General features: G+C 59.3%; 19 protein-coding genes. 11 read left to right on the top strand and 8 right to left on the bottom strand.

What is annotated here, in order from left to right; all coding sequences use genetic code 11:
- Positions 1–129 precede the first annotated feature (129 nt).
- Together BN1117_RS18595 and BN1117_RS18590 are read left to right on the top strand one after the other, a co-directional pair.
- Positions 130–789: a YccT family protein gene (locus BN1117_RS18595; RefSeq protein ID WP_040099812.1), complete on the top strand. Its 660-nt coding sequence runs from the start codon at positions 130–132 to the stop codon at positions 787–789.
- A 98-nt stretch (positions 790–887) separates the two neighbouring features.
- The gene (locus BN1117_RS18590) at positions 888–1,784 is read left to right on the top strand and encodes a histone deacetylase family protein (RefSeq protein ID WP_040099811.1); all 897 of its coding nucleotides are present in this window, start codon (positions 888–890) and stop codon (positions 1,782–1,784) included.
- A gap of 171 nt (positions 1,785–1,955) precedes the next feature.
- Here the strand turns inward: BN1117_RS18590 and ylqF are convergent, their stop codons facing one another.
- Positions 1,956–2,906 (bottom strand): ribosome biogenesis GTPase YlqF, encoded by a 951-nt coding sequence (gene ylqF, locus BN1117_RS18585; RefSeq protein ID WP_040099809.1) that lies wholly within the window; start codon positions 2,904–2,906, stop codon positions 1,956–1,958.
- A gap of 321 nt (positions 2,907–3,227) precedes the next feature.
- Here ylqF and BN1117_RS18580 point away from each other — a divergent pair, with 321 nt between their 5' ends.
- The 8 genes from BN1117_RS18580 to uhpC all read left to right on the top strand — a co-directional run bounded on the left by BN1117_RS18580 (position 3,228) and on the right by uhpC (position 11,856).
- Positions 3,228–4,625: an alkaline phosphatase gene (locus BN1117_RS18580; protein WP_040099807.1), complete on the top strand. Its 1,398-nt coding sequence runs from the start codon at positions 3,228–3,230 to the stop codon at positions 4,623–4,625.
- Between the two features lie 11 nt (positions 4,626–4,636).
- On the top strand, positions 4,637–6,028 hold the full coding sequence (locus tag BN1117_RS18575; RefSeq protein WP_040099805.1) for an alkaline phosphatase: 1,392 nt from the start codon (positions 4,637–4,639) through the stop codon (positions 6,026–6,028).
- A 59-nt stretch (positions 6,029–6,087) separates the two neighbouring features.
- Positions 6,088–6,774, top strand: coding sequence for a hypothetical protein (locus BN1117_RS18570; RefSeq protein ID WP_040099803.1), 687 nt, complete (start codon positions 6,088–6,090; stop codon positions 6,772–6,774).
- 83 nt (positions 6,775–6,857) lie between these two features.
- Positions 6,858–7,595 carry a substrate-binding periplasmic protein gene (locus BN1117_RS18565; RefSeq protein WP_040099802.1) on the top strand — a complete coding sequence of 246 codons (738 nt, stop codon included), beginning with the start codon at positions 6,858–6,860 and terminating at the stop codon, positions 7,593–7,595.
- Between the two features lie 245 nt (positions 7,596–7,840).
- On the top strand, positions 7,841–8,236 hold the full coding sequence (gene rnk, locus BN1117_RS18560; RefSeq protein WP_040099800.1) for a nucleoside diphosphate kinase regulator: 396 nt from the start codon (positions 7,841–7,843) through the stop codon (positions 8,234–8,236).
- A gap of 159 nt (positions 8,237–8,395) precedes the next feature.
- The gene (gene uhpA, locus BN1117_RS18555) at positions 8,396–8,986 is read left to right on the top strand and encodes a response regulator transcription factor UhpA (RefSeq protein WP_040099798.1); all 591 of its coding nucleotides are present in this window, start codon (positions 8,396–8,398) and stop codon (positions 8,984–8,986) included.
- The gene (uhpB, locus tag BN1117_RS18550) at positions 8,983–10,503 is read left to right on the top strand and encodes a signal transduction histidine-protein kinase/phosphatase UhpB (RefSeq protein ID WP_040099797.1); all 1,521 of its coding nucleotides are present in this window, start codon (positions 8,983–8,985) and stop codon (positions 10,501–10,503) included. The genes uhpA and uhpB overlap by 4 nt, the downstream gene beginning before the upstream one ends.
- Positions 10,504–10,524: 21 nt before the next feature.
- The gene (gene uhpC / locus BN1117_RS18545) at positions 10,525–11,856 is read left to right on the top strand and encodes an MFS transporter (protein ID WP_040099795.1); all 1,332 of its coding nucleotides are present in this window, start codon (positions 10,525–10,527) and stop codon (positions 11,854–11,856) included.
- A gap of 57 nt (positions 11,857–11,913) precedes the next feature.
- Here uhpC and BN1117_RS18540 read toward each other — a convergent pair whose 3' ends face one another.
- From BN1117_RS18540 to BN1117_RS18530, 3 genes are all read right to left on the bottom strand, one after another.
- Positions 11,914–13,044 carry a GGDEF domain-containing protein gene (locus BN1117_RS18540; protein WP_040099793.1) on the bottom strand — a complete coding sequence of 377 codons (1,131 nt, stop codon included), beginning with the start codon at positions 13,042–13,044 and terminating at the stop codon, positions 11,914–11,916.
- A 450-nt stretch (positions 13,045–13,494) separates the two neighbouring features.
- The gene (locus BN1117_RS18535; protein WP_040099791.1) at positions 13,495–14,286 is read right to left on the bottom strand and encodes a transporter substrate-binding domain-containing protein; all 792 of its coding nucleotides are present in this window, start codon (positions 14,284–14,286) and stop codon (positions 13,495–13,497) included.
- A gap of 84 nt (positions 14,287–14,370) precedes the next feature.
- Entirely contained in the window at positions 14,371–15,126 is a 756-nt protein-coding gene (locus tag BN1117_RS18530; protein ID WP_040099789.1) for a substrate-binding periplasmic protein, read from the bottom strand.
- 202 nt (positions 15,127–15,328) lie between these two features.
- On the opposite strand from BN1117_RS18530, the gene BN1117_RS18525 reads away from it, so the two are divergent.
- Positions 15,329–16,168, top strand: coding sequence for a sterol desaturase family protein (locus BN1117_RS18525; RefSeq protein WP_040099787.1), 840 nt, complete (start codon positions 15,329–15,331; stop codon positions 16,166–16,168).
- A 111-nt stretch (positions 16,169–16,279) separates the two neighbouring features.
- On the opposite strand, the gene BN1117_RS18520 is transcribed toward BN1117_RS18525, so the two are convergent.
- The 4 genes from BN1117_RS18520 to paeA all read right to left on the bottom strand — a co-directional run bounded on the left by BN1117_RS18520 (position 16,280) and on the right by paeA (position 20,757).
- Positions 16,280–17,695: a basic amino acid/polyamine antiporter gene (locus BN1117_RS18520; RefSeq protein WP_040099785.1), complete on the bottom strand. Its 1,416-nt coding sequence runs from the start codon at positions 17,693–17,695 to the stop codon at positions 16,280–16,282.
- 9 nt (positions 17,696–17,704) lie between these two features.
- Positions 17,705–18,607, bottom strand: coding sequence for a homocysteine S-methyltransferase family protein (locus BN1117_RS18515; RefSeq protein WP_040099783.1), 903 nt, complete (start codon positions 18,605–18,607; stop codon positions 17,705–17,707).
- A gap of 268 nt (positions 18,608–18,875) precedes the next feature.
- Positions 18,876–19,418: a hypothetical protein gene (locus BN1117_RS18510; RefSeq protein WP_040099781.1), complete on the bottom strand. Its 543-nt coding sequence runs from the start codon at positions 19,416–19,418 to the stop codon at positions 18,876–18,878.
- Positions 19,419–19,437: 19 nt separating this feature from the next.
- Entirely contained in the window at positions 19,438–20,757 is a 1,320-nt protein-coding gene (gene paeA / locus BN1117_RS18505; protein WP_040099779.1) for a polyamine export protein PaeA, read from the bottom strand.
- Positions 20,758–20,946 lie beyond the last annotated feature (189 nt).

Raw genomic sequence — 20,946 nt, 5'->3', positions numbered from 1 at the left:
TTATTGATTTTTATGCAGATAGTAGCCGCGCTATGACCGCCAGAAAGAGCCATTGCCGCTGTAGGCCAAACCTGTAAAAATGAGCCCCTGTTTTCAGTGGGCAATCGCCTGACTGTTCAAGGAGATGAAATGAAACTGACTGTTCTGGTACCGGCGCTGGCTGGTCTGTTGTGGGCCGGTAGCGCCCTGGCCAATGCCCAATTGGAAGTGACCAACCCTTATGTCGTGCAGCTGATCGATGGTCAATCCATTAACCCCAAGCTGCTCGATAAAACCAGCACCTTCCCCCTCTCTGCTGGCAAACACCAGTTGGTCATCGCCTTTGAAGGCAACTACTCCAGCCGTAACGACATCAAGCTGGTCACCGCCGAACCGCTGGTGCTCAACTTTACCGCCGCCGACAATCAGCAGCTGGTGCTGGACTATAAAAAGCCCCGTAACGAAGCCGAAGCCAAGCAGTTTGTCAAAGATCAGAGAGTGGCGCTGAAGGACAAGGTCACCGGCCAGCAAGTGAGCAGCGAACAGTTCGTGATGCCGAAAGTAGAGGGCTTCCAGCTGACCCGTGACTATCAGCAAGAGCTGGTCAATATGGGCAAAGCCTTTAACCAGCCCAAAACTGTTGCTGTCTCCTCCGCCGCCGTAATGGCTGCCGCCAGCGCACCGGTTCAGGTTGCCCCCAGCAAGGCCCAGAGCAACCCGGAAGCCCTGACCCAGCTGCAAAACTGGTACAACAAGGCCGATGCGGAAACCCGTAAAGCCTTCCAGATCTGGGTGATCCAGCAGCAGTAATCTGCAGCGCTCATCCCGACCTTCGGGTATGACCAGGGGAGCCAGGCTCCCCTTTTTCATAGCCGATTTGCTCTCTGGCCTTATGGAGTGATGCGCTGATGTCGCTGCAGATTTTCTATCACCCCCTCTACTCCGCCCTGACCCTGCCCGAACGCCATCGCTTCCCGCTGGCCAAGTATCAGGGGCTGTTTGAGCTGTTGCAGGCCCGGGGTTATCCCCTTGCTGAGGCACAGGCGGCAACATGTGAAGAGATCTGTCGCATTCACGATGCTGATTATGTCGCGGCAGCCCTGAGCGGCCAGCTTGCAGAGCGCGCCATCCGCAAGATCGGTTTTCCCTGGTCACCCATGCTGATAGAGCGCACCCTGCGCTCGGTGGGCGCAACCATTGCCGCCAGCCGCCATGCCCTTGAGCAGGGCTGCGGCTTGCAGATCTCCGGTGGCTATCATCATGCCCATCGGGATCACGGCAGCGGCTTTTGTCTGTTCAACGATCTGGTGATTGCCGCCCAGGCTTGCCTCGACGAATCGCGTTGTGAACAGGTGCTGATCGTCGATCTCGATGTGCATCAAGGGGATGGCAGTGCGGCCCTGTGCTATGGGCGGCGCGATATCATCACCCTCTCCCTCCATGGGGAGCACAACTTCCCCCACCACAAAGCCACTTCTCACCTCGACTTTCCGCTGCCAAGCGGCATGGCAGATGATGCTTATCTCACCACACTGCAACAGGCGCTTTCATTGGCACTGCGGCTCTATTCGCCGGATCTCATCCTCTATCAGGCGGGCGTCGATGTGCATCATGCCGACGAGCTTGGCTATCTCTCCCTGAGCGATGAAGGGGTTCGCCTGCGCGATGCCATGGTGTTTGACTACGCACTGCAGCACGGAGTCCCCATCGCAGCGGTGCCCGGTGGCGGCTATCGCCGCGACTGGCAACAGCTGATCCCGCTGCATATGTCGCTGTTTGCGACGGCACGCCACCGCTTCGGTTGATGGCATGGCTTTGAGGGCATGGCTTTGAAGCACGGGGACGCCATCAGGATCGGGCGTAAAGTTCACCAGATAAAACCGAAGAGGCGACCCCGGGGTCGCCTCTTCTGGTTTCGTCATCTCGGTCACACAAGCTCGCTGGTTGTCAGGCAAGCTTGGGATGCCTGAAGGTAACTATTTCTGCCGCTTGCGGGCGTACTTGCGACGGGCGCGGGCCTGACGCTCCTCTTCCCGCTCGGCTTTTTCTTTGGCTTTTTGCTCGGCCTCGGCAGCCGCTTCGACAATCTCGACGCTCACCATCTCCGGCGTCTCCAGCGAGATGCGCCCCAGCTGTCCTGAGCGGAATTCGTTGATCAGGATCTCGGACGCCTTGTGCAGGTCGGCCAGCCCCCCTTTGCGCATAAACGCCCGCTGGCGGGCGATCATCTCCAGCAGCTCGATCTCGGTCTCGGGCAACTCGTCAATCTGGTAGCGCGCCTTGATCCGCTCCGGATAGGCCTTGATGAAGTAGTCAGCGGCGAACATGGCGATATCGGCATAGTCGAACACGGTGTCCTTGATGGCGGCAGTCACGGCCAGACGATAACCGCAGGAGGGCGGGTTGAGCTTGGGCCAGAGGAAACCCGGGGTATCGGTCAGGATGACGTTGTTATCCAGCTTGATCCGCTGCTGGGACTTGGTCACCCCCGCCTCGTTACCGGTGCGGGCAATGATGCGTCCGGCCAGGGTATTGATCAGGGTGGATTTGCCCACGTTGGGGATCCCCATGATCATGGCCCGCACGCCGCGCAGCTCAAAATTGCGCTCCGGCAGCATCTCGTGGCAGAGGGTTAGCAGTTGCTTGATCATCGTAGGCTCTTGCTGGGTAAGCGGCAGTGCCTTGATCCCCTTCTCTTTTTCCATGTGCGCCACCCACAGATCGGTGATCGCCGGATCGGCCAGGTCCGCCTTGTTGAGCACCTTGATCACCGGGGTATCACCACGCAGCTCGGGCACCAGCGGGTTTTCGCTGGAGAAGGGGATGCGGGCATCGAGCATCTCGATGATCACATCGACCTGGGGCATGACCTCGGCAATCTCTTTGCGGGCCTTGTGCATGTGGCCGGGGAACCAGTTGATGGACATATCCGTTACTCTCTGTGGGGGCTGCTGGCACGCCCATAAAACAACAGGCGCTCTGCCGCGGGCATCGAACGAAGGGGGCGCATTTTACCTGCTGCGTGCCCATTTTGACAGGTCATTCTAGCCACCAGCCCTATAAATCAGCAAACCCACCGGACAGAGAAAACCGCCCGCCAAGGTGGCGTGTCGTCACCCCAGTCAATAGATAAGATATTGATATAAAGTAACATTTACTTCGTCACGTCATACAAGCGTCACAGAGATTCAGCAAAAGTGTCATCTATTACCTCTAGGCTGCGCTCAGGTTTTACAAGGAGCAAACCAATGAGAAAAATGGCAGGAGTTGCAGTGATGATCGGCGCCGCCCTGGCTGCCGGCTGCAATTCAGACAGTGACACGGTGGCGACCAAGCCAGCAACCCAACCCACCAACGTCATCTTCTTCCTCGGTGACGGCATGGGTCTCAACACCCTGACGGCGGCCCGCATCTACGGGGTCGGTGAAGAGGGAGATCTCACCATAGATACCCTGCCGGAGACGGCCTTTATCAAAACCTTCTCCCACAATGCCCAGGTCACTGACTCGGCCCCCTCCATGGCGGCCTACATGACCGGGGTCAAGAGCAACAACGGCGTCATCAGCATGGACAGCGACGCTACCTATGAGAGCGACTGCAGCAAGAGCGCCGGCAAACCGGTAACTACCCTGCTGGAGCTGGCCAAGGCCGATGGTCGCGGCACAGGGATCGTCACCACCACCCGGGTCACCCACGCCACCCCGGCGGCCACCTATGCCCATATCTGTAATCGGGATCTGGAAGCAGAGATCGCCGCCCAGCTGGTACCGGGCGGCAAAGGCTACAACAGCGCCCTCAAGGAGGGGCTGGATGTGGTGCTTGGTGGTGGCAGTAACGTCTTCCTGCCCAAAGCTGACAAGGGCAAGCGGGAGGATGGCCGCAACCTCATCAGCGAAATGCAGGCCAAGGGCTACCAGTTTGCCAGCAACCTCGATGAGCTGAACCAGGCCGATGCGGGCAAGCCGCTGCTGGGTCTGTTTGGTTCGAGCCACATGAAATATGAGCTGGACCGCCCCGCCAGCGAGCCGTCACTGGCCCAGATGACCTTGGCCGCCATCAAGCAGCTCAAGGGTAAGGAGAAGGGTTACTTCCTGATGGTGGAAGGGGGCCGCATCGACCACGCCCTGCACGACACCAATGCCAAGCGGGCACTGCAAGATACCCTCGCCTTCGACAACGCCATCAAGGCCGCCATCGACGAGGTGAAAAAGAGCGACCCCGAGCTGCAAAACACCCTGATCGTAGTCACCGCCGACCACGACCACACGCTCGTGCTCAACGGCTACGCCAAGCGCACTGGCAAGACCACCGCCGATAATCCGGGCGTGCTCGGGCTGGTGAAAAACTACGAGACTAACGAGCCAAGCAAGGATAGCGAGGGCATGCCCTACACCATTATCGGTTTTGGCAACGGCTACAACCGGGTGGATGGCCCACGCAGCAGCGTTGCCCCACTGGATGACGCCACCGTCTCTGCCGACGACTATCACCAGGAGGTAGTGGTCAAGGTAGGCGAGATCGGTAACGAGACCCACGGCGGTACCGATGTCTTCCTCGGTGCCATCGGCAAGGGAGCTGACAGCTTCCATGGCTCACTCGATAACACCGCCGTGTTTAGCAAGATCAAGGCTGTAGCCAAGCTGTAAGGAGCACTTTTATGAGCAAACAGATGAACACATCCATCAAGCACACGCTGGTCTGCGCCGCCCTGTTCAGTGCGCTGGGCGCAACCTCCCAGGCACAGGCCGGTGATGCCAAAAACGTCATTCTTTTTATCGGTGACGGTATGGGGCCTTCCGTACTCACCGCAGCCCGCCTGTTCAAGGTGGGGGAGGAGGGGGATCTGGAGATGATGAAGCTGGCGCGCAGTGCCCGCATCAAGACCTTCTCCAACGATGCCCAGACCACCGACTCGGCCCCCTCAATGGCGGCCTATACCACCGGGGTCAAGATGAACAACGAAGTGATCGCCATGAGCAGCGATACCAGGGCGGTGGCCCCGGGCAAAGACGCCAACGGCAACAAAACCATCAACAATTGCAGCAGCGACAACGGCAAGCCGGTGCCCACCATCCTGGAGCTGGCCAAGGCAGCGGGCAAATCGGTCGGGGCCGTCACCACCACCGAGCTGACCCATGCTACCCCGGCGGCCACCTACGCCCACATCTGCCATCGGGATGCCGCTTATGACATCGCCGCACAAGCAGTGCCGGGGGGCGCTGGCTATAACCAGGCGCTGGGGGATGGGGTCGATGTGCTGATGGGCGGTGGAGCCAACCACTGGACCCCGTACAGTACCAGCAATAAAAGAGGCCGTGCCGATGGCCGGGATCTCACCGCAGAACTGCAGACGCAGGGCTATCGCTATGTCACCGGCAAGGACGAGCTGGCCAGCGTCACCAACGGCAAGCTGCTCGGGCTGTTCAGCAGCAGATCCCACCTCGACTACGAGTTGGATCGCGTCGCCAAAGGGGAGGCCAGCACCCAACCATCCCTCGCCGACATGACCGCCAAGGCGATCGATCTGCTGAGCCAGAACAGCCAGGGTTACTTCCTGATGGTCGAGGGGGGACGGATCGATCACGCCCTGCATGGCACCAATGCCAAACGCGCGCTCACCGATGCGGTGGCACTGGATGAAGCGGTCAAAACGGCGCTCGGCAAAGTTGATCTCGGTAACACTCTGATCGTGGTGACCGCTGACCATGACCACACCATGACCATCAACGGCTACGCCGCCAAAGGAAACCCTGTGCTGGATCTGGTCAAAAACAGCGACGGCTCGACCCAGAACGATGTGGATGGTAAACCCTTCACCACCCTGGTATTCGGCAATGGCCCCAACCGCCCGGACGTGCGCCCGACCCTCACCAGCGAGGAGGTGATGGCCGATGGTTATCTGCAGGAGACGGGGGTCAAGCTCGGCTCCGAGACCCATGGCGGCGGCGATGTGATGCTGTTTGCCGATGGCGCCGGCAGCAACCGCTTCAAAGGCACGCTGGATAACACCAAGGTATTTGGCAAACTGCGGGAGGCGCTCGGCCTGTAAGCAGCAGGGGCCCGGGGCTTCTCATCGCACCCGGGCCTAGCCCTTTCGAGCGACAATACATGATGCGATCATCTCTATTTATATGGTTACTTTGCTCCCTGACCTCCCTCCCCCTTTATGCCGACAACGCGCCCCCGGATCTCGCTGCCCGGATCAGCTATCACGACCGGCACACCGGCAGTGACGGCATCACCAGAGAGCACATCTGGCAAGAGAAATGGCTGCGCGTGGGCAATCAGATATGGAGTCAACGGCTCATTCCCCTGCCCCTCGCCCGGGCCTATCACACCACGCATGATGCCCAGCCCGGTCACAAACACTTTAGCCACCAGATGGCAGCCCGCTGGGTCAGCCGCAGTGATGAGGGTGAGTTGCAACTGCGTTATGCCGACAGCTGGCACAACCAGCTGGTTGAGGTACCGGTAGAAGAGTATGGTCAGGTGGCCTTCAAAGCCGACTGGGCGCGGATCCGCCATCTCGTCAACCCGGCCCTGATCGAGGGGATGACCCCGCTGGATGAGGCCGCCCCCGAGCAGGCCCGCTGGTATGAACAACGGGAAGGTCTGCTACGTACCCGTATCCTCTGGTCCAGTCAGTGGCAGATCCCGCTGGTAGTCGAGTCGGCCAGTCTTGACGGCTATCGCAGCTACCGGATGGCGGTGGTCCTGCGCAAGCTGCCTGCTCAGCTCCCCTGGCAGCAACTCGCGGATTACGACATGCGCGATATACGCGATTTCTTCGACTGAGCTCCCAACCCTTCTGTAGGTAACGCGACAATGCAGGCAGGAATGGTACACTCTGGGCATCCAACCTTGGCTCAACGACCCTGATGCGCGCTCTCTGCCTGCCTTTGCTTACCTTGCTGCTCATGCTGGTGAATACCGGCGCCCAGGCTATTGTGCTGGTGGCAGCTGAGATCCCCCCCTATGTCATGCGGACCAAAGATGGCGATCCAGGTGGTGTCACTATCGAGATCATCAAGGAGGTTGCCCGCAGATTGGATGAACCACTGACAATCGAGTTGATGCCACTGCCTCGGGCACTGGCCCAGACAGTTCACCGCAAAGATGTGCTGCTGGCCCCCCCCGTCCGGAGCAGCCAACGGGAGCACCTCTACCAGTGGATAGCTCCGATCCTGGACGAGCAGTTTTTGATTGTCAGCGATCGCCGCTTTTATCCGACCCCATTGCAAAGCAGCGACTTAAAGCCGCTGGATGTGGGCGTACTGCGCCACTCCTTCGGCCAGCATCTGCTCAAACAACGGACGGGACTCACAGGGCAGACTGTGGCGGATGAGCGGCTGAACGCCAGCAAGCTCAAGCGGGGCCGCATCGATGCCTGGGTCGCCGCCTGGAACGCAATCCTCTATCACCAACAGCAAGAGGGATCCTCTACGGCAAAGTTGGTACCCGGCGAAATCCTTATGCGTACCCAGTTATTTATTGCCGCTCACAAGGATTTTCCCCTCAAGGAGGCGCAGCGCTGGCAAGCGACCATCAACGAGATGCGCCGTGATGGCACGCTCACGCGGATCATCCGTCAGTACAACTATCAGGCTCCTGAGTAGTCACTCAATCGCGGTTGCCAAGGCAGGCCAGAATGGTTATGGTAGCCCCATGAAAATACTCGCTATTTCCTCGCATTTGCTCACACCCTGCTGAGCCCCCGCCTCGCTCCTTCGGCCGCGAGTCGCTTGGGGGCATGGCATTTTCAATCGATTGAACCTGTTGAATCCATTTTTGTAACACTTTGTGTGATGGCCAACCTGCACCCGCCGGTATGGCCCTCTCCGCTATTGATAAGGAATATCTTATGAAACAACCTCATCTGGTTATCTCCAGCCTTGATCTGGACCGTATCGAACAACTGCTCGGCAACCACCCGCAGCATCTGGCCCTGCAAGAGGAGCTGGACCGCGCCGAGATCCGTGAACCGGCCGACATGCCGCCGGACGTGGTCACCATGAACAGCAAGGTGCGCTTCAAGATGCCAAGCAGCGGCAACGAGTTCTGCCTCACCCTGGTCTACCCGCGCGATGCCAAGGGTGACGAGAGCAACATCTCGGTACTGGCGCCGGTGGGTAGCGCCCTGCTCGGTCTGAAAGTGGGCGACAGCATCGCCTGGCCGGGGCCCGCAGGCCGTCACATCGAGGTCGAAATTCTGGAAGTGGTCTATCAGCCGGAGCGGGCTGGCGAACTGCACCGCTGATAGTCCCGGGCTGGCAACCACAGGTTGACCAGCCCAGCCAGCTGATCCCGATCAAGCTTTACCGCACCACGCCCCTGCTTTCCCTTGAGCCTGAACGAGCTGGCAGGTATCTTGTTGGCCGCGTCATGGTCATGACGCACCGAATTTCAGGCTGACATCATGATAAAAATTGCCCTTATCGACGATCACCAGATCGTCCGATCCGGTTTTGCCCAACTGCTCAATCTGGAGCCCGATCTGCAGGTGGTCGCCGAATTCGGCTCCGCCAGCGACGCCCTTGCCGGTCTGCCCGGCAGCGGGGCACGGGTCTGCGTCTGCGATATCTCGATGCCCGACCAGTCGGGGCTGGATCTGCTCAAGCTGCTCCCCTCTGGCCTGGCGGTGGTAATGCTATCGGTCCACGACAGCCCGGCCCTCATCGAGCAGGCGCTGCAAACCGGCGCCAAGGGTTTTCTCTCCAAGCGCTGCAGTCCGGACGAGCTGATCGCTGCGGTGCGCACCGCCGCCCAGGGGGGCTGCTATCTGACACCGGACATCGCCCAGAAACTGGCCAGCAGTAGCCGGGATCCCCTCACCAATCGGGAGCGGGAGATTGCCCAGTTGCTGGCACAGGGGCTGGAGGTGAAGGCCATCGCCGAGCAGCTTGGTCTCTCTCCCAAGACGGTTCATGTCCACCGCGCCAACCTGATGGACAAGCTCAAGGTCAGCAACAACGTCGAGCTGGCCCACCGGATGCTGGATAGCTGGTGATCGCCCGTTTTGCCAGCTATGTCGCCATCGCACTGGCGGCCAGCTTCATCTTTGCCGCCGGCTGGTTTTGCCTCTGGAGCATCAGCCTGCATCTGGCGGGCGGACCGGCGCTGGCGGTGCTGCTGTTCCCCTTTGGCCTGCGCCTCGGGTTGTTGCTGCAAAGTCCCGGCCACTACTGGCCGCCGCTATTATTGTGCGAAGGGCTGCTGCTCTACTGGCTCAATCAGGAGGTGGGACTGCCTCACTGGCCCTGGCTGGTCGCGGGCAGTCTGCTCACCCTGCTACCGCTACTGATTGCCCGTCGCCAGCAGGTGCGCAACGACTGGCAGCAACTGTTGCTGCTGCTCGCCACCGTCACGGCAGCGGCGTTGCTGCAAGCCCTGCTCTGGCATCTGGCAGGGGAAGATGGCCTCTCGGCCCTGCTGCTCAGCTTGACCGGTGGGCTGACGTTGACCTCCACCTGTATGCTGATCTGGCACTATCTTAACCGCGCTACTTGGGTGCCGCTGGGGCCTGCGCTGGTGGATCAACCGGTTGACTGGCGCGTTCGCCATCTGGTCTGGTATCTACTGTTGTTCGTGTTAAGCCTCTGGCTGCAACTGGGGTTGCCCAACTCGCTGGTGCGCTTTACCCCGTTTTGTCTCGCCATCCCCATCATCGCCATGGCGTGGCGCTACGGCTGGCAAGGCGCACTGCTCGCTACCCTGATGAACACCATCGCCCTGCTGGCCAGTCAGGCCTGGCACGATCACCCTGTCGATCTGCTGCTCTCCCTGCTGGCCCAGAGCCTCACCGGCCTGCTGCTCGGCGCCGGGATCCAGCGCCAACGGGAACTCAATCAGGCGCTGACCCGCCAGCTCGCCCATAATCGCCAGCTCACCGAGCGGCTGCTGGAGACCGAGGAGAGCATCCGCAAGGAGGTGGCGCGCGAGCTGCACGATGATATCGGCCAGACCATCACCGCCATTCGCACCCAGGCTGGCATAGTGCGCCGTCTTGCCCCCGACAATGCGGGGGTAGGCCAGAGCAGTGCCCTCATCGATACCCTGTCGCTTGGGATCTACGATGCTGTGCGCGGTCTGCTCGGTCGCCTGCGACCTCGCCAGCTTGATGACATGACCCTGGAGCAGGCGGTGCGTGCTCTGTTGCGAGAACTTGAGCTGGAACGCCATGGCATCGTTACCCGGCTGGCGTGGCAGCTGGCAGATGACGATCTCTCCGATGCCCAGCGGGTCACCCTGTTTCGGGTCTGTCAGGAGGGGCTCAACAATGTGGTCAAACATGCCAGTGCCCACTCGGTCACCATTCGTGCCCAAGCCAGTGGCGAACAGTTGCAACTGGTGCTGGAAGATGATGGCCGCGGCCTGCCACAGAGCCGCCCACAGCAAGGCTATGGCCTGCTCGGCATTCGCGAGCGGGTACAGGCCCTCGGCGGCACTTTGCAACTCTCCTGCATCCACGGCACCCAACTCACCGTCACCCTGCCCAACCGCAGACGGGAAGAGAGCCATGACTAATCACCAGCAGAGGGCCAGCCTGTGCTGAGCTTTATGAAAAGCGCGCCACCCCGGCCGCTGATACGGGATCAGGGCGAGATCGATGCCACCTATCGCCACTGGCGGCTGCACCTTCTGCTCACCATGTATCTGGGCTACGCGGTCTTCTACTTCACCCGCAAGAGCTTCAACTTCGCCATGCCGGACATGCTGGCAAGCGGCATGCTGGACAAGTCCGATATCGGCATGCTCTGGACCCTGTTTTACATCACCTACGGCTGCTCCAAGTTCTTCTCCGGCATCATCAGTGACCGCGCCAACCCGCGCTACTTCATGGGGCTAGGGCTGATGGCCACCGGGGTCATCAATATCCTGTTCGGCCTCTCGTCGGCCCTCTGGATGTTTGCCGCCCTCTGGGTCGCCAACGCCTTCTTTCAGGGGTGGGGCTGGCCCCCCTGCTCCAAGCTGCTCACCAGCTGGTATTCGCGTACCGAGCGCGGGGTCTGGTGGTCGGCCTGGAACACCGCCCATAACGTCGGCGGGGCGCTTATCCCCCTCATCGTCAGCACCATCGCCCTGCAACATGGCTGGCGCTACGGCATGATAGTGCCCGGCCTTATCGCCATCCTTGCGGGGTTGTTCCTCTGCTGGCGACTGCGGGATACCCCGGCCGCCATGGGATTGCCGTCGGTGGGCGAATGGCGCAAGGACGCTATGGAGCAGGCCCAGCAGACACAGGATGCGGGGCTCTCCCACCGCCAGATCCTGCGCAAATATGTGCTGGGCAACCCCTATATCTGGCTGCTGGCCTGCTGCTACGTGCTGGTCTATGTGGTGCGTACCGCCATCAACGACTGGGGCAACCTCTACATGACCGAGCAGCGCGGCTTCAATCTGATGAGCGCCAACTCGGCCATCTCCATGTTCGAGGTGGGGGGCTTTATCGGCGCCCTGGTGGCGGGCTGGGGATCGGACAAGCTGTTTAACGGCAACCGGGGTCCGATGAACCTCATCTTTGCGGTGGGGATCCTGCTGGCGGTGGGGTCACTCTGGCTGATGCCCTTCTTCAGCTATGTGATGCAGGCGGCCTGCTTCTTTACCATCGGCTTTTTCGTGTTTGGCCCCCAGATGCTGATCGGCATGGCGGCGGCGGAGTGCTCCCACAAAAACACGGCGGGAGCGGCCACCGGCTTTGTCGGGCTGTTTGCCTATATGGGGGCGGCGCTGTCAGGCTATCCGCTGGCCAAGGTGATGGAGATCTGGCACTGGAACGGCTTTTTCGTGGTGATCTCGGTGGCGGCAGGCGTCTCGGCCCTGCTGCTGCTCCCCTTCCTCAAGGCGCAGGCACCGCGCACGCCTCTCACCGCCCCCTGATGGCCGTCTGCTGCGCCGAAATCGGGCCAAGCGATTGCACGATGTGACCCTGCGAGCTCAAGCGGCCTCACAGACCCGATTCTTGCCCTGCCGCTTGGCTCGATAGAGCGCATTGTCAGCCTGACCAAACAACCGGTCAAAATGCCAGAGCCCCTGCCAATGGGCAAGTCCGATGCTGGCGGTGATAGCCATCTCGCCGGTTGCCACACAGGCCAGCTCACGCAAGATCTGCTCGCACCGCACAGTGGCCGCCTCCCCCCGAGCAGGGAGCAGCAGTACAAACTCCTCACCGCCGAAGCGACTACTTACAATATCGTGCTGCTCCTTCAGGTAAGCGCCCACTGCCGCCAGCACCCGGTCCCCCGCCTCATGGCCAAGGCGGTCATTGATCAGCTTGAAGTCATCGATGTCGAGCACGGCCAGTGCCCCGCCAGACCCGATCCGGTTTTTCGATAAATAGGCCATAAAACCACGCCGATTGAGCAAACCAGTGAGCGGGTCCTGACTGGCTTGCTGACGTAGCGCCAGTGCCCGGTATTGGGTGCAAAGCAGCAATACCCCGAAGGTGGAGAGGTAACTGCCCATCAACATGGAGAGAAATGGCAGCACATTGACGCCACTCTGATCCATCAACACCCTGGCATCCCCCTCCAGCAGAAAATTCAGTCGCAACAGATTGAAGCCATAGAGCAGAATATTGACCACAGTAAAGACCACCACGGCAGGCAGATAGTCCGGATAACCGTGACGCCATACCAGGAAGACGATAACCGCACCTAGCAGCATGTAACTCACACAGGCAAGAATGACCCGTGGCACCATGCTGCTGTTGAACATGATGCTCCAACTGAGCAGCAGCAGATAGATCAGCATAAAGAGCGCCATGGCCTGCCAGTTGAGGGGCTGGCCAAAGAAGCGCTGCAGTGCCAGTGGCATTAGCGCTACACAGATGGTGATGAGCAGGTTGGCCAACCAGATACCCGCCAGATTGGGCATAAAAGCTTGCCAAAAGAACAGTGACTGGGCCACCAGCGCACAAAGACTGGACCACCACCACAAACCCACACTGGGGATCTCCTTGTGGGTCAGCCATATGATCGAAAGGGTGATAAAGCCGAGGCCATAGCCACCGACCGCCATCACCATCAGAGTAAACACATCCAGTTTCAGCAGCAGCGAGACGTCCATATCAGAACCATGCAGAGAGGGTGTCTGAGTATATGAGAACCGTTTGCCAAGACCCAGAGGGACTTGACTGTTTTCACCATAAAAACAGGTCTCTCACTGGCGAACAGGGCTATGGCAAGGGTCACGAAAGAGGCTATCAAGGCAACCCATCTAGAAAAATGCGTTGGCTGTGAGGTGCATCCCCTGGCAAACAGCAGCATCCGGAGAGCCGAGGGGGAAGTGGCAGCTCGGCGGCTCTTTATGGCAAATGGCGAACGACTAGTGGATGATAAACAGGCCGATTTTTGCCCTCTCCTTCCCATCGCCTGTGCCCGCTCTTGAGCAAGCCGCCGTGGCGGTAAGCGGCTCAAACACCGATATGACAGGAGGGGCACACAGCTACTCTTGCTGCTTGCGGACTTGGTGAGTCAAGGTAATCTTGCCGCTGAAGCCGCTTCCGCGGTTAGGGGTTCAGCGGGGGGACTTTCCCAAATAATTTTCCACAATTTGTGTGACGCCATCTTGTTTTTTCAGCTGATAAAGTCCTTTATCAAATTTCATGATGAAATCTTCTTTAAAAGGAAACTTACCGTCTCTGCTGTAACCGAGGAAGCCTTGTTCACGGCCCAGTACTGGGCCCTGTTTGAGCAACGACATATCCATCAATGCCAGTTCATTACTCTTCATCATATTGAGCTGTTCATAAAACAGCGAGAGCCGATCATTAATGGTGCAATCCACTCTCCCCCGCAATATTTTGAGCAGATTTTCCCGATTGCTTTTTACCTCTTCAACATCGATTTTTTTATCTTTCACCGACTGCCAGAATTTTTCGCCACCGACAGCGAATCCTGCATTGATACCAAAACGAAGCCCATAATAGTCCTCAGGAAAGCTGGCATCAGGATGATTTGATTCAAGCTTGCTGCCACACATCACCACCACAGCCTCCTCCAGCATCGGCTGAGAGTAGGGCCACATCCATGGTCGGCTATCAGGGTTATAATATGGTGGGAAGATGGCGAACCCATGGCCCTTCTCTATCATGCTGAGCCCTCGCCGCCATGGTAAGGCTTTGATGACAACCTCGTACTCCTCCATCCCGGCAACCACAGCCCGGACAATATCGGCATAAATACCTTTTACCTCATCGCCCTCTTGCCAAGAGTAAGGAGGATAACTGGCGTCGGCCAATATTTCGACACGGGTCTTGGCATCAGCCATCAAGGTGAATCCAAGTAACAAGCCACACAAGATACGCATAAACAACCCCGACAGACGTTTTTCAAATATCAGACCGATGAAAGCAGGCGCTGCCCGCTACGGCAGAGCCTGCTCGCAACCGCACTATTCCAGCGGGGGGATCTCTCCAGCCGCACGGAGTCTGGTCAGTGTTTCATTGAACGCCTTGATAAAGTCATCCATGTAGGCGTAATCCTGGCGAACCGAGGTAAACCCTATATATCCCATCTCCTGGCCTATGATGGCTGATTCAACCACATCACCCGGATCCATCTTCAACCGGGCAATCTCGGAGGATATCGCCCGGCGATCGTTTGGATAGCAGTCAATCCTTCCTCCAGCCAACTTTTGCAAGTTCTGCTCTGTGGTCTTTGCTTCGTCCAGCGTCACTTTGCCCTCCTTGACCATGGCAAAAAACCGATCCCCCGGCGTCTGAAAGCCGGCGTTGTTGCCAAATTTCAAGCCTGCAAAGCCGTCAGGCCAACTCGCCCCCTGGTAGTTGGCTGCCACCTCTTTACGGCAGACCACTACCACTGTTTCTACCAGCAAGGGATCCGAGTAGTGCATCCAGGGACGCAGCGCCTCCCGTTTGTAAGGAGGATACACCCCCATAACGCGCCCCTGCTCGGCATCATCCAATGCCCGTTTCCAGGGAGCGGCTTGCAGTTCGATAACAAAGTCGGGCATGGCTGCCGATACTTTGAGCAACAAGTCACTATAAAGACCGGCGGTCTTGCCTGTCGGGTCCTTGTAACTGTAGGGAGGATAGTCATCATCGCCGACCAGAACGACCTGTTGTTTGGCGACCACTTGCCAGGAAAATGACAAGAGCAAGCCAGCTAAAAGTACTCTGTTCTTCATATGCACATTCCTTGAGCTTGGGGGGGGCAGCGCAACACGCTTGCAATAGGTATAGGCGAAATAGTGGAACCTTCACAGCTTGGCTGCCCTGTGCGAACCGATCCGGTCCCTTGTTCGCCAAGGGGCAAGCCGCCGAAAATTGTTCGTAAAGCGATCACCGTTTCGTATGCTGGAAACAGAACCCTCAACTGGATACCAGCACATGGATGTGCAACTGCTTCTGCTCTACCTCTCCCCGATTTTTCTGGCCTTTATCGGCTGGGAGATGCTCTACCTGCGCAAACATGGCGCGGCCTTTCCCACCGCCACCTACCAGTGGCGGGATCTGTTCGCCAACGCCACCCTGGCCCTGATGCACCAAGGGGGCGATGCGCTGGCGGCCATCGCCATTGCTTATCTGTATGACACTCTCTGGGGCTGGCGACTGTTCGATATCGAGCTGAACGTCTGGAGCCTCTTGCTGCTCTTTCTGTTGCAAGATCTCTGCTACTGGCTGTTCCACTTCGCGAGCCACCATGTGCGCTGGCTCTGGGCCTCCCACGTGGTGCATCACAGCTCGGAGCGGCTCAACCTCTCTACCGCCTTTCGCCAGAGCCTGATGTATCCGATCTCCGGCATGTGGCTGTTCTGGATCCCGATGATTGTCATCGGCTTCCCGCCCGAGGCGGTGGTCGCCACCGTGCTGCTGAGCCTGGGCTTCCAATTCTTCGTCCACACCCAGGTGGTAGGCAAGCTCGGCTGGCTGGAGTGGATTTTCAACACCCCCTCCCACCACAGGGTGCACCACGCCAGCAACGCCAAGTACATAGACCGCAACTTTGCCGGGGTGCTAATCATCTGGGATAGGCTGTTTGGCACCTTTGTCGAGGAGGACCCGGCCGAGCCATGTCGCTTTGGCATCACCAAGCCGATCCACAGCTTTAACCCCCTCACCCTCACCTTCCACGAGTGGCGCGACATGCTGCGCGACGCCCGTGGCCTACCCTGGCGCCAAAAACTCGCAGTGCTGTTTGGCAAACCGGCCGGGCCTGCCAGCCACTGAGCCTTCGCTCCGAATAGCAACTCCCGGATAGCAATCCCCTGATAACCAGTCCCTGATAACAAGAGAGCGCCACAGTGGCGCTCTCTTTTAGGGTCAGTCATATCTTCGATATCAGAGATGGGTGAACGACCAGACGGCGGGGATCAGGCTCAGCAAGGTCACACCAGCCAGCCATCGCTCGCGGCCGCTCAGGCGCAGATCCGCTCCCAGCTGACGGCGACTGTAGAGAAACAGCAACAAACCCGGCCCGTAGAGCAGCAAGGAGAGCAGCAGGTACTCCACCCCGGCAGCATAAAGCAGCCAGAAGCCGTAACCGCTCGCCACCAGTGCCACCGCCCGCATCAGGCTCAGGCCCTGCCCGCTTCCACCCTTCTGGCTGAACGAAAGCTTGAGCAGAAACAGCCCGATCAGCAGGTAGGGCACCAGGATCATCGAGGTCGAGATAAGCAGCAGGTTGGTGTAGCCCTTGCCGAGCAGCCACACCAGTAGCAGGCAAATCTGTACCGTCAGGCTGGTGAGCCAGAGCGAGGCGATGGGGGTACCGTTGTGGTTCTGGCGCCGGAAGATGGCGGGAAACGCACCGTGTCGAGCCGCGCTGAACGGCACCTCCGCCGAGAAGAGGGTCCAGCTAACATACGAGGCGAGCACAGAGACGATAAGGCCGGCGCTGATGAGCAGCTTGCCCCAGGATCCGGTCATCTGGGCCATCAGCCCTGCCATAGAGGGGTTGGGCAGGGCTGCCAGCTCGGGCCGACTCAAGATCCCCAGCGCCAGCACCGAGATAAGCACATAGAGCAGCAGCGCCAGCACCACGCCGAGCACGGTGGCGGTGCCCACATCCCGCCGGTTTCTGGCGCGGGCCGACAACACCGCCGCCCCCTCGATACCGGTAAAGACCCAGAGGGTGATGAGCATGGTGTTACGCACCTGCTCGGAAACCGGCACCGCCAGGCTGCTACCCTGCTGATCCGCCGCGAAAGTAACAGGGTCAAACCAGTAGCAGGCGAACAGGATAAACAGCAACAGCGGCAGGCTCTTGGCCAGGGTCGCCACCAGATTGAACAGCGCCGCCTGCTGCACGCCGCGGGCCACCAGCAGGTGCACCGCCCAGAGGATGCAGGACTCGCCGATGAAGGCCGCCAAAGTGTTGCCCTCGCCAAACCAGATCTGTTCCGGGGTATCGACAAAGCTGCCCAGCGCCGCAAAAGCGATCACCAGATAGCCCACCACGCCAATAGTGGCGCAGAGCCAATAGCCCCAAGCGGAGAAGAAACCCACCAGCTCGCCAAAACCGGCGCGGGCGTAGCTGTAGATGCCGCCGTCGAGATCGGGCCTGAGCCGCGACAGGTAGAGAAAACTCATGGCCAGCGCCAGGATGCCTACCCCGGTCACGCCCCAGCCGATCAGCACAGCGCGCGCCCCCGCCACCTCGGCCATGTTCTGGGGCAGGCTGAAGATGCCGGCCCCTACCATGGAGCTGAACACCAGCGCGGTGAGAGACCAGAGCCCAATCTTGTTCTCTTTCATGGGTGCTCCTTAACGTAGCCGGCTGGCCAGCGCCTGAATATGCTCGGGACCGATACCGCAGCAACCGCCGATCAAATTAGCCCCGGCCGCGCGCCAACGCTCGGCCCAGCCGAGGTAATCCAGCGGCCCCAGATCGGCACGGATCTCGTCCAGCCCATCGTTGGCGGTGGCCTCCTTGGGCTGGGGCGGGAAGGCGTTGGCATAGGCTCCGAGGCGAATATCGGGGCGGCCCTGCTCTTGCAAAGCGTCACCGGCCACTTTGAGCGCCCCCTCAATCACCTCAGGTTGACAGCAGTTGAACAGGATGGCATCGACCCCGGCCGCCACCAGCGCGCTAACCGCATCGGCCACCCGCTCGCCGGAGCGCAGTCGCGGCTCGTTGCCCGGCGCCTCATCTTCAAGGGTGAAGGAGACCCAGAACGGCTTGCCGTCATCAGGCAGCAGCGCTTTCAGGGCCAGTGGTTCGGCAATCAAGCTCATGGTCTCCGCCAACCAGAGATCCACATGAGGGGATAGCGCTCGGATAAGCGGCGTGGCCAGCTCGCTCACCCTGTCCGCCTTGAACAGGTCGGCACGGTAGGAACCAAACAGCGGCGGCAGAGAACCCGCCACCTGCACGGCGCCCTGCTGCTCGTCAGCCACTTCGCGGGCCAGCTGTCCGGCCAGCGCTGCCAACCCCTCCCCCTCGGCAAAGAAACGCTCATCGCCGATATGAAACGGCACCAGCGCATAGCTGTTGGTGGTGATCACCCGGGCGCCGCTCGCCACATAGGCCTGGTGTACCTCGCGTACCGTCTCGGGCGCCGCCATTAGAGCCAGCGCCGACCACTCCGGCTGACGAAACGGCGCCCCACGGCGTGCCAATTCGCGCCCCATGCCCCCATCCAGCACCCACAATTCCCTGGTTTCCATCTGTCGTGTCTCTTTGTCTATTTGCGTGTTTATCTGTGTTGTATTGCACTGCGGCTGCGTGCTGCACCGCAGTAAACCGTCAGGCTTCACTCTGGTGAAGTAACCCCCAACAAAAGCCACCCAAACACCCAGATGTTTAGACGGCCAAAACAAGATAGAGCAAAGCGCCACTGACAGCAATCGGTATCAATAGAAATCAGCATGGAAGGGCAGAAATGCATGAGGCCACCCGAAGGTGGCCTCATGGCAATGTGAATTAACCGGCGATTCAACGACCTGCCAGTACACGCTTGGTCTGCTTGACCCAGTCGGAAACCCGCCCCTGCTGGGGGTACCCCTTCCAGATCTGCGCCCACTGGGCAGGACTGAGTGGACGGCCAAGGCGGCGTTGCACCCCGGCATAGAGGTAATCATGGGCCGTCATGGCAGCATGTTCTGAGGTAAGAAATTTGGAGACAGGATCCGTCAATCGTACATCCCGCATGCCAAGCAGCGGATAGTCGTTGTGCACTGCCGCCAGCATGGTTTCACGCATGGCCGACTCGATGTAGCCACGGGCAAACAGGGCGGTCACCGACTCCAGCGACCCTTGATCCGGGCCGTGGTACTGCTCGTCAAAGACCGGGCTGGGCTCTGCCACGGCACTTTGTACCACCGCATCGGGATCAGGCTGCGCGACGACTACGGCAGGTTTGGGGGCGGCTGGTTGGGGCGGCGTCACTGGCTTGCGCGGCGCGCTCTGACTACAGGCACCCAGTGCCAGGGCGAGCGCGACACAGGCCAGCGCACGGGAATGAGTCTTCATCGTCATGATTGCTAACTAGCTCCTTTTACGGTTCCTGAGCGGGCTTCTCGTTGCTCGCAGGCTCTACCCGGGTGACCAGCAACTGGTCAATCTTATAGCTGTCGATATCAACCACTTCGAACTTGTAACCGGCGTATTTTACCGAGTCGGTTCGTTTGGGGATCTTGCGCAGCATATACATGATAAAGCCGGCGATGGTCTCGTAGTTCTGGTTCTCGGGGAACGCTTCGATATCAAAGGCGCGCATCACGTCAGAGATGGGGGTGACCCCGTCTACCAGCCAGGAGTTCTCGTCCCGCTGGACGATCTGCTCTTCCACCACATGGGTGGCCCACTCGCCCATGACGGTACTCATCAGGTCGTTCATGGTGACGATACCCACCACCAGCGCATACTCGTTCATCACCACCGCAAAGTCGCCTCTGTGGTTCTTGAAGTACTCCATCGCCTCGTAAAGATTGAGGGTATCGGGGATGATGATGACATTTTGCACCAGTGAACCACTGTTGAGATCGATGCTCTGGCCGCTGATAACCTGGATCAGCAACTCTTTGGCATCGACAAAGCCCTTGATGCTGTCAAGGTTGTGGTCGCACACCAGAAACTTGTTGTGAGGGTGCTCGGCGATCTTCGCCTTGATGCTCTCCTCCCCCTCTTGCAGGGTGAAGTAGATGAGGCTCTCCCGAGCCGTCATGGCAGAGGTGACACAAAGAGACTGCAGCTCGAACACGTTCTCGATAAGCTGGTGCTCCTCACGCTGGATCACACCCGCTTCCGCCCCCGCATCCATTACTGCATAGATGTCATCGGAGGTGATCTCGTCATTGCGTTCGGTAGAAATACGCAACAAGCGAAACAGGGTATTGGCCATGCCGTTAAAGAGCCACACCAGCGGCAACAACAAGGTAACGAAAAAGAGCATGGGGCGCACCACCACCACCGCAATCTGCTCGGGCATGATCATGGCAAGACGCTTGGGCATCAGGTCCGCCAGCAGGATAAACATGGCGGTGACGAACACAAAAGAGGCGGTGGAGCTGATCTCGCCAAGCCAGGGCCCCTGATAAAACTCGGAGACAATCTCCTTGATGGCGGGGTTAAGGGCAGACTCACCGAGGATACCGCCCAAGATGGCAACGGTGTTGAGACCTATCTGTACCACGGTAAAAAAGTTGCCCGGCTGGGCCTGCAGGGCCAGTACCTTTGCGGCCTGACGATTACCTTCATCCGCCATCACCTGCAATTTGATTTTGCGAGACGCAGCGAGCGAGATCTCGGAGAGGGAGAAGAACACACTGCCGCCAACCAGCAGCATCAGGAAAAACAAACTATCGGCAAAACTCATGATTAACCTAATTGCGACACCCGCCTTAGCACAAGACGGCAAACTGGGCCCGGGAGACCGGACCGTGAGTCCATCCGAGACTCACACAGGGGGGCTATTCTATCAGAAAACCGCCAATTGGGCGCGTTATCTTACTCCGACCAGTTATGCAACAAAAAAGGCGCCTGACGCGCCTTTTTATTCATTTCA

This window comes from Aeromonas australiensis (assembly GCF_000819725.1).
GTDB classification, from domain to species: domain Bacteria; phylum Pseudomonadota; class Gammaproteobacteria; order Enterobacterales; family Aeromonadaceae; genus Aeromonas; species Aeromonas australiensis.
The sequence above is the reverse complement of the archived record's forward strand: the minus strand, read 5'-3'. Positions and strand labels throughout refer to the sequence as shown.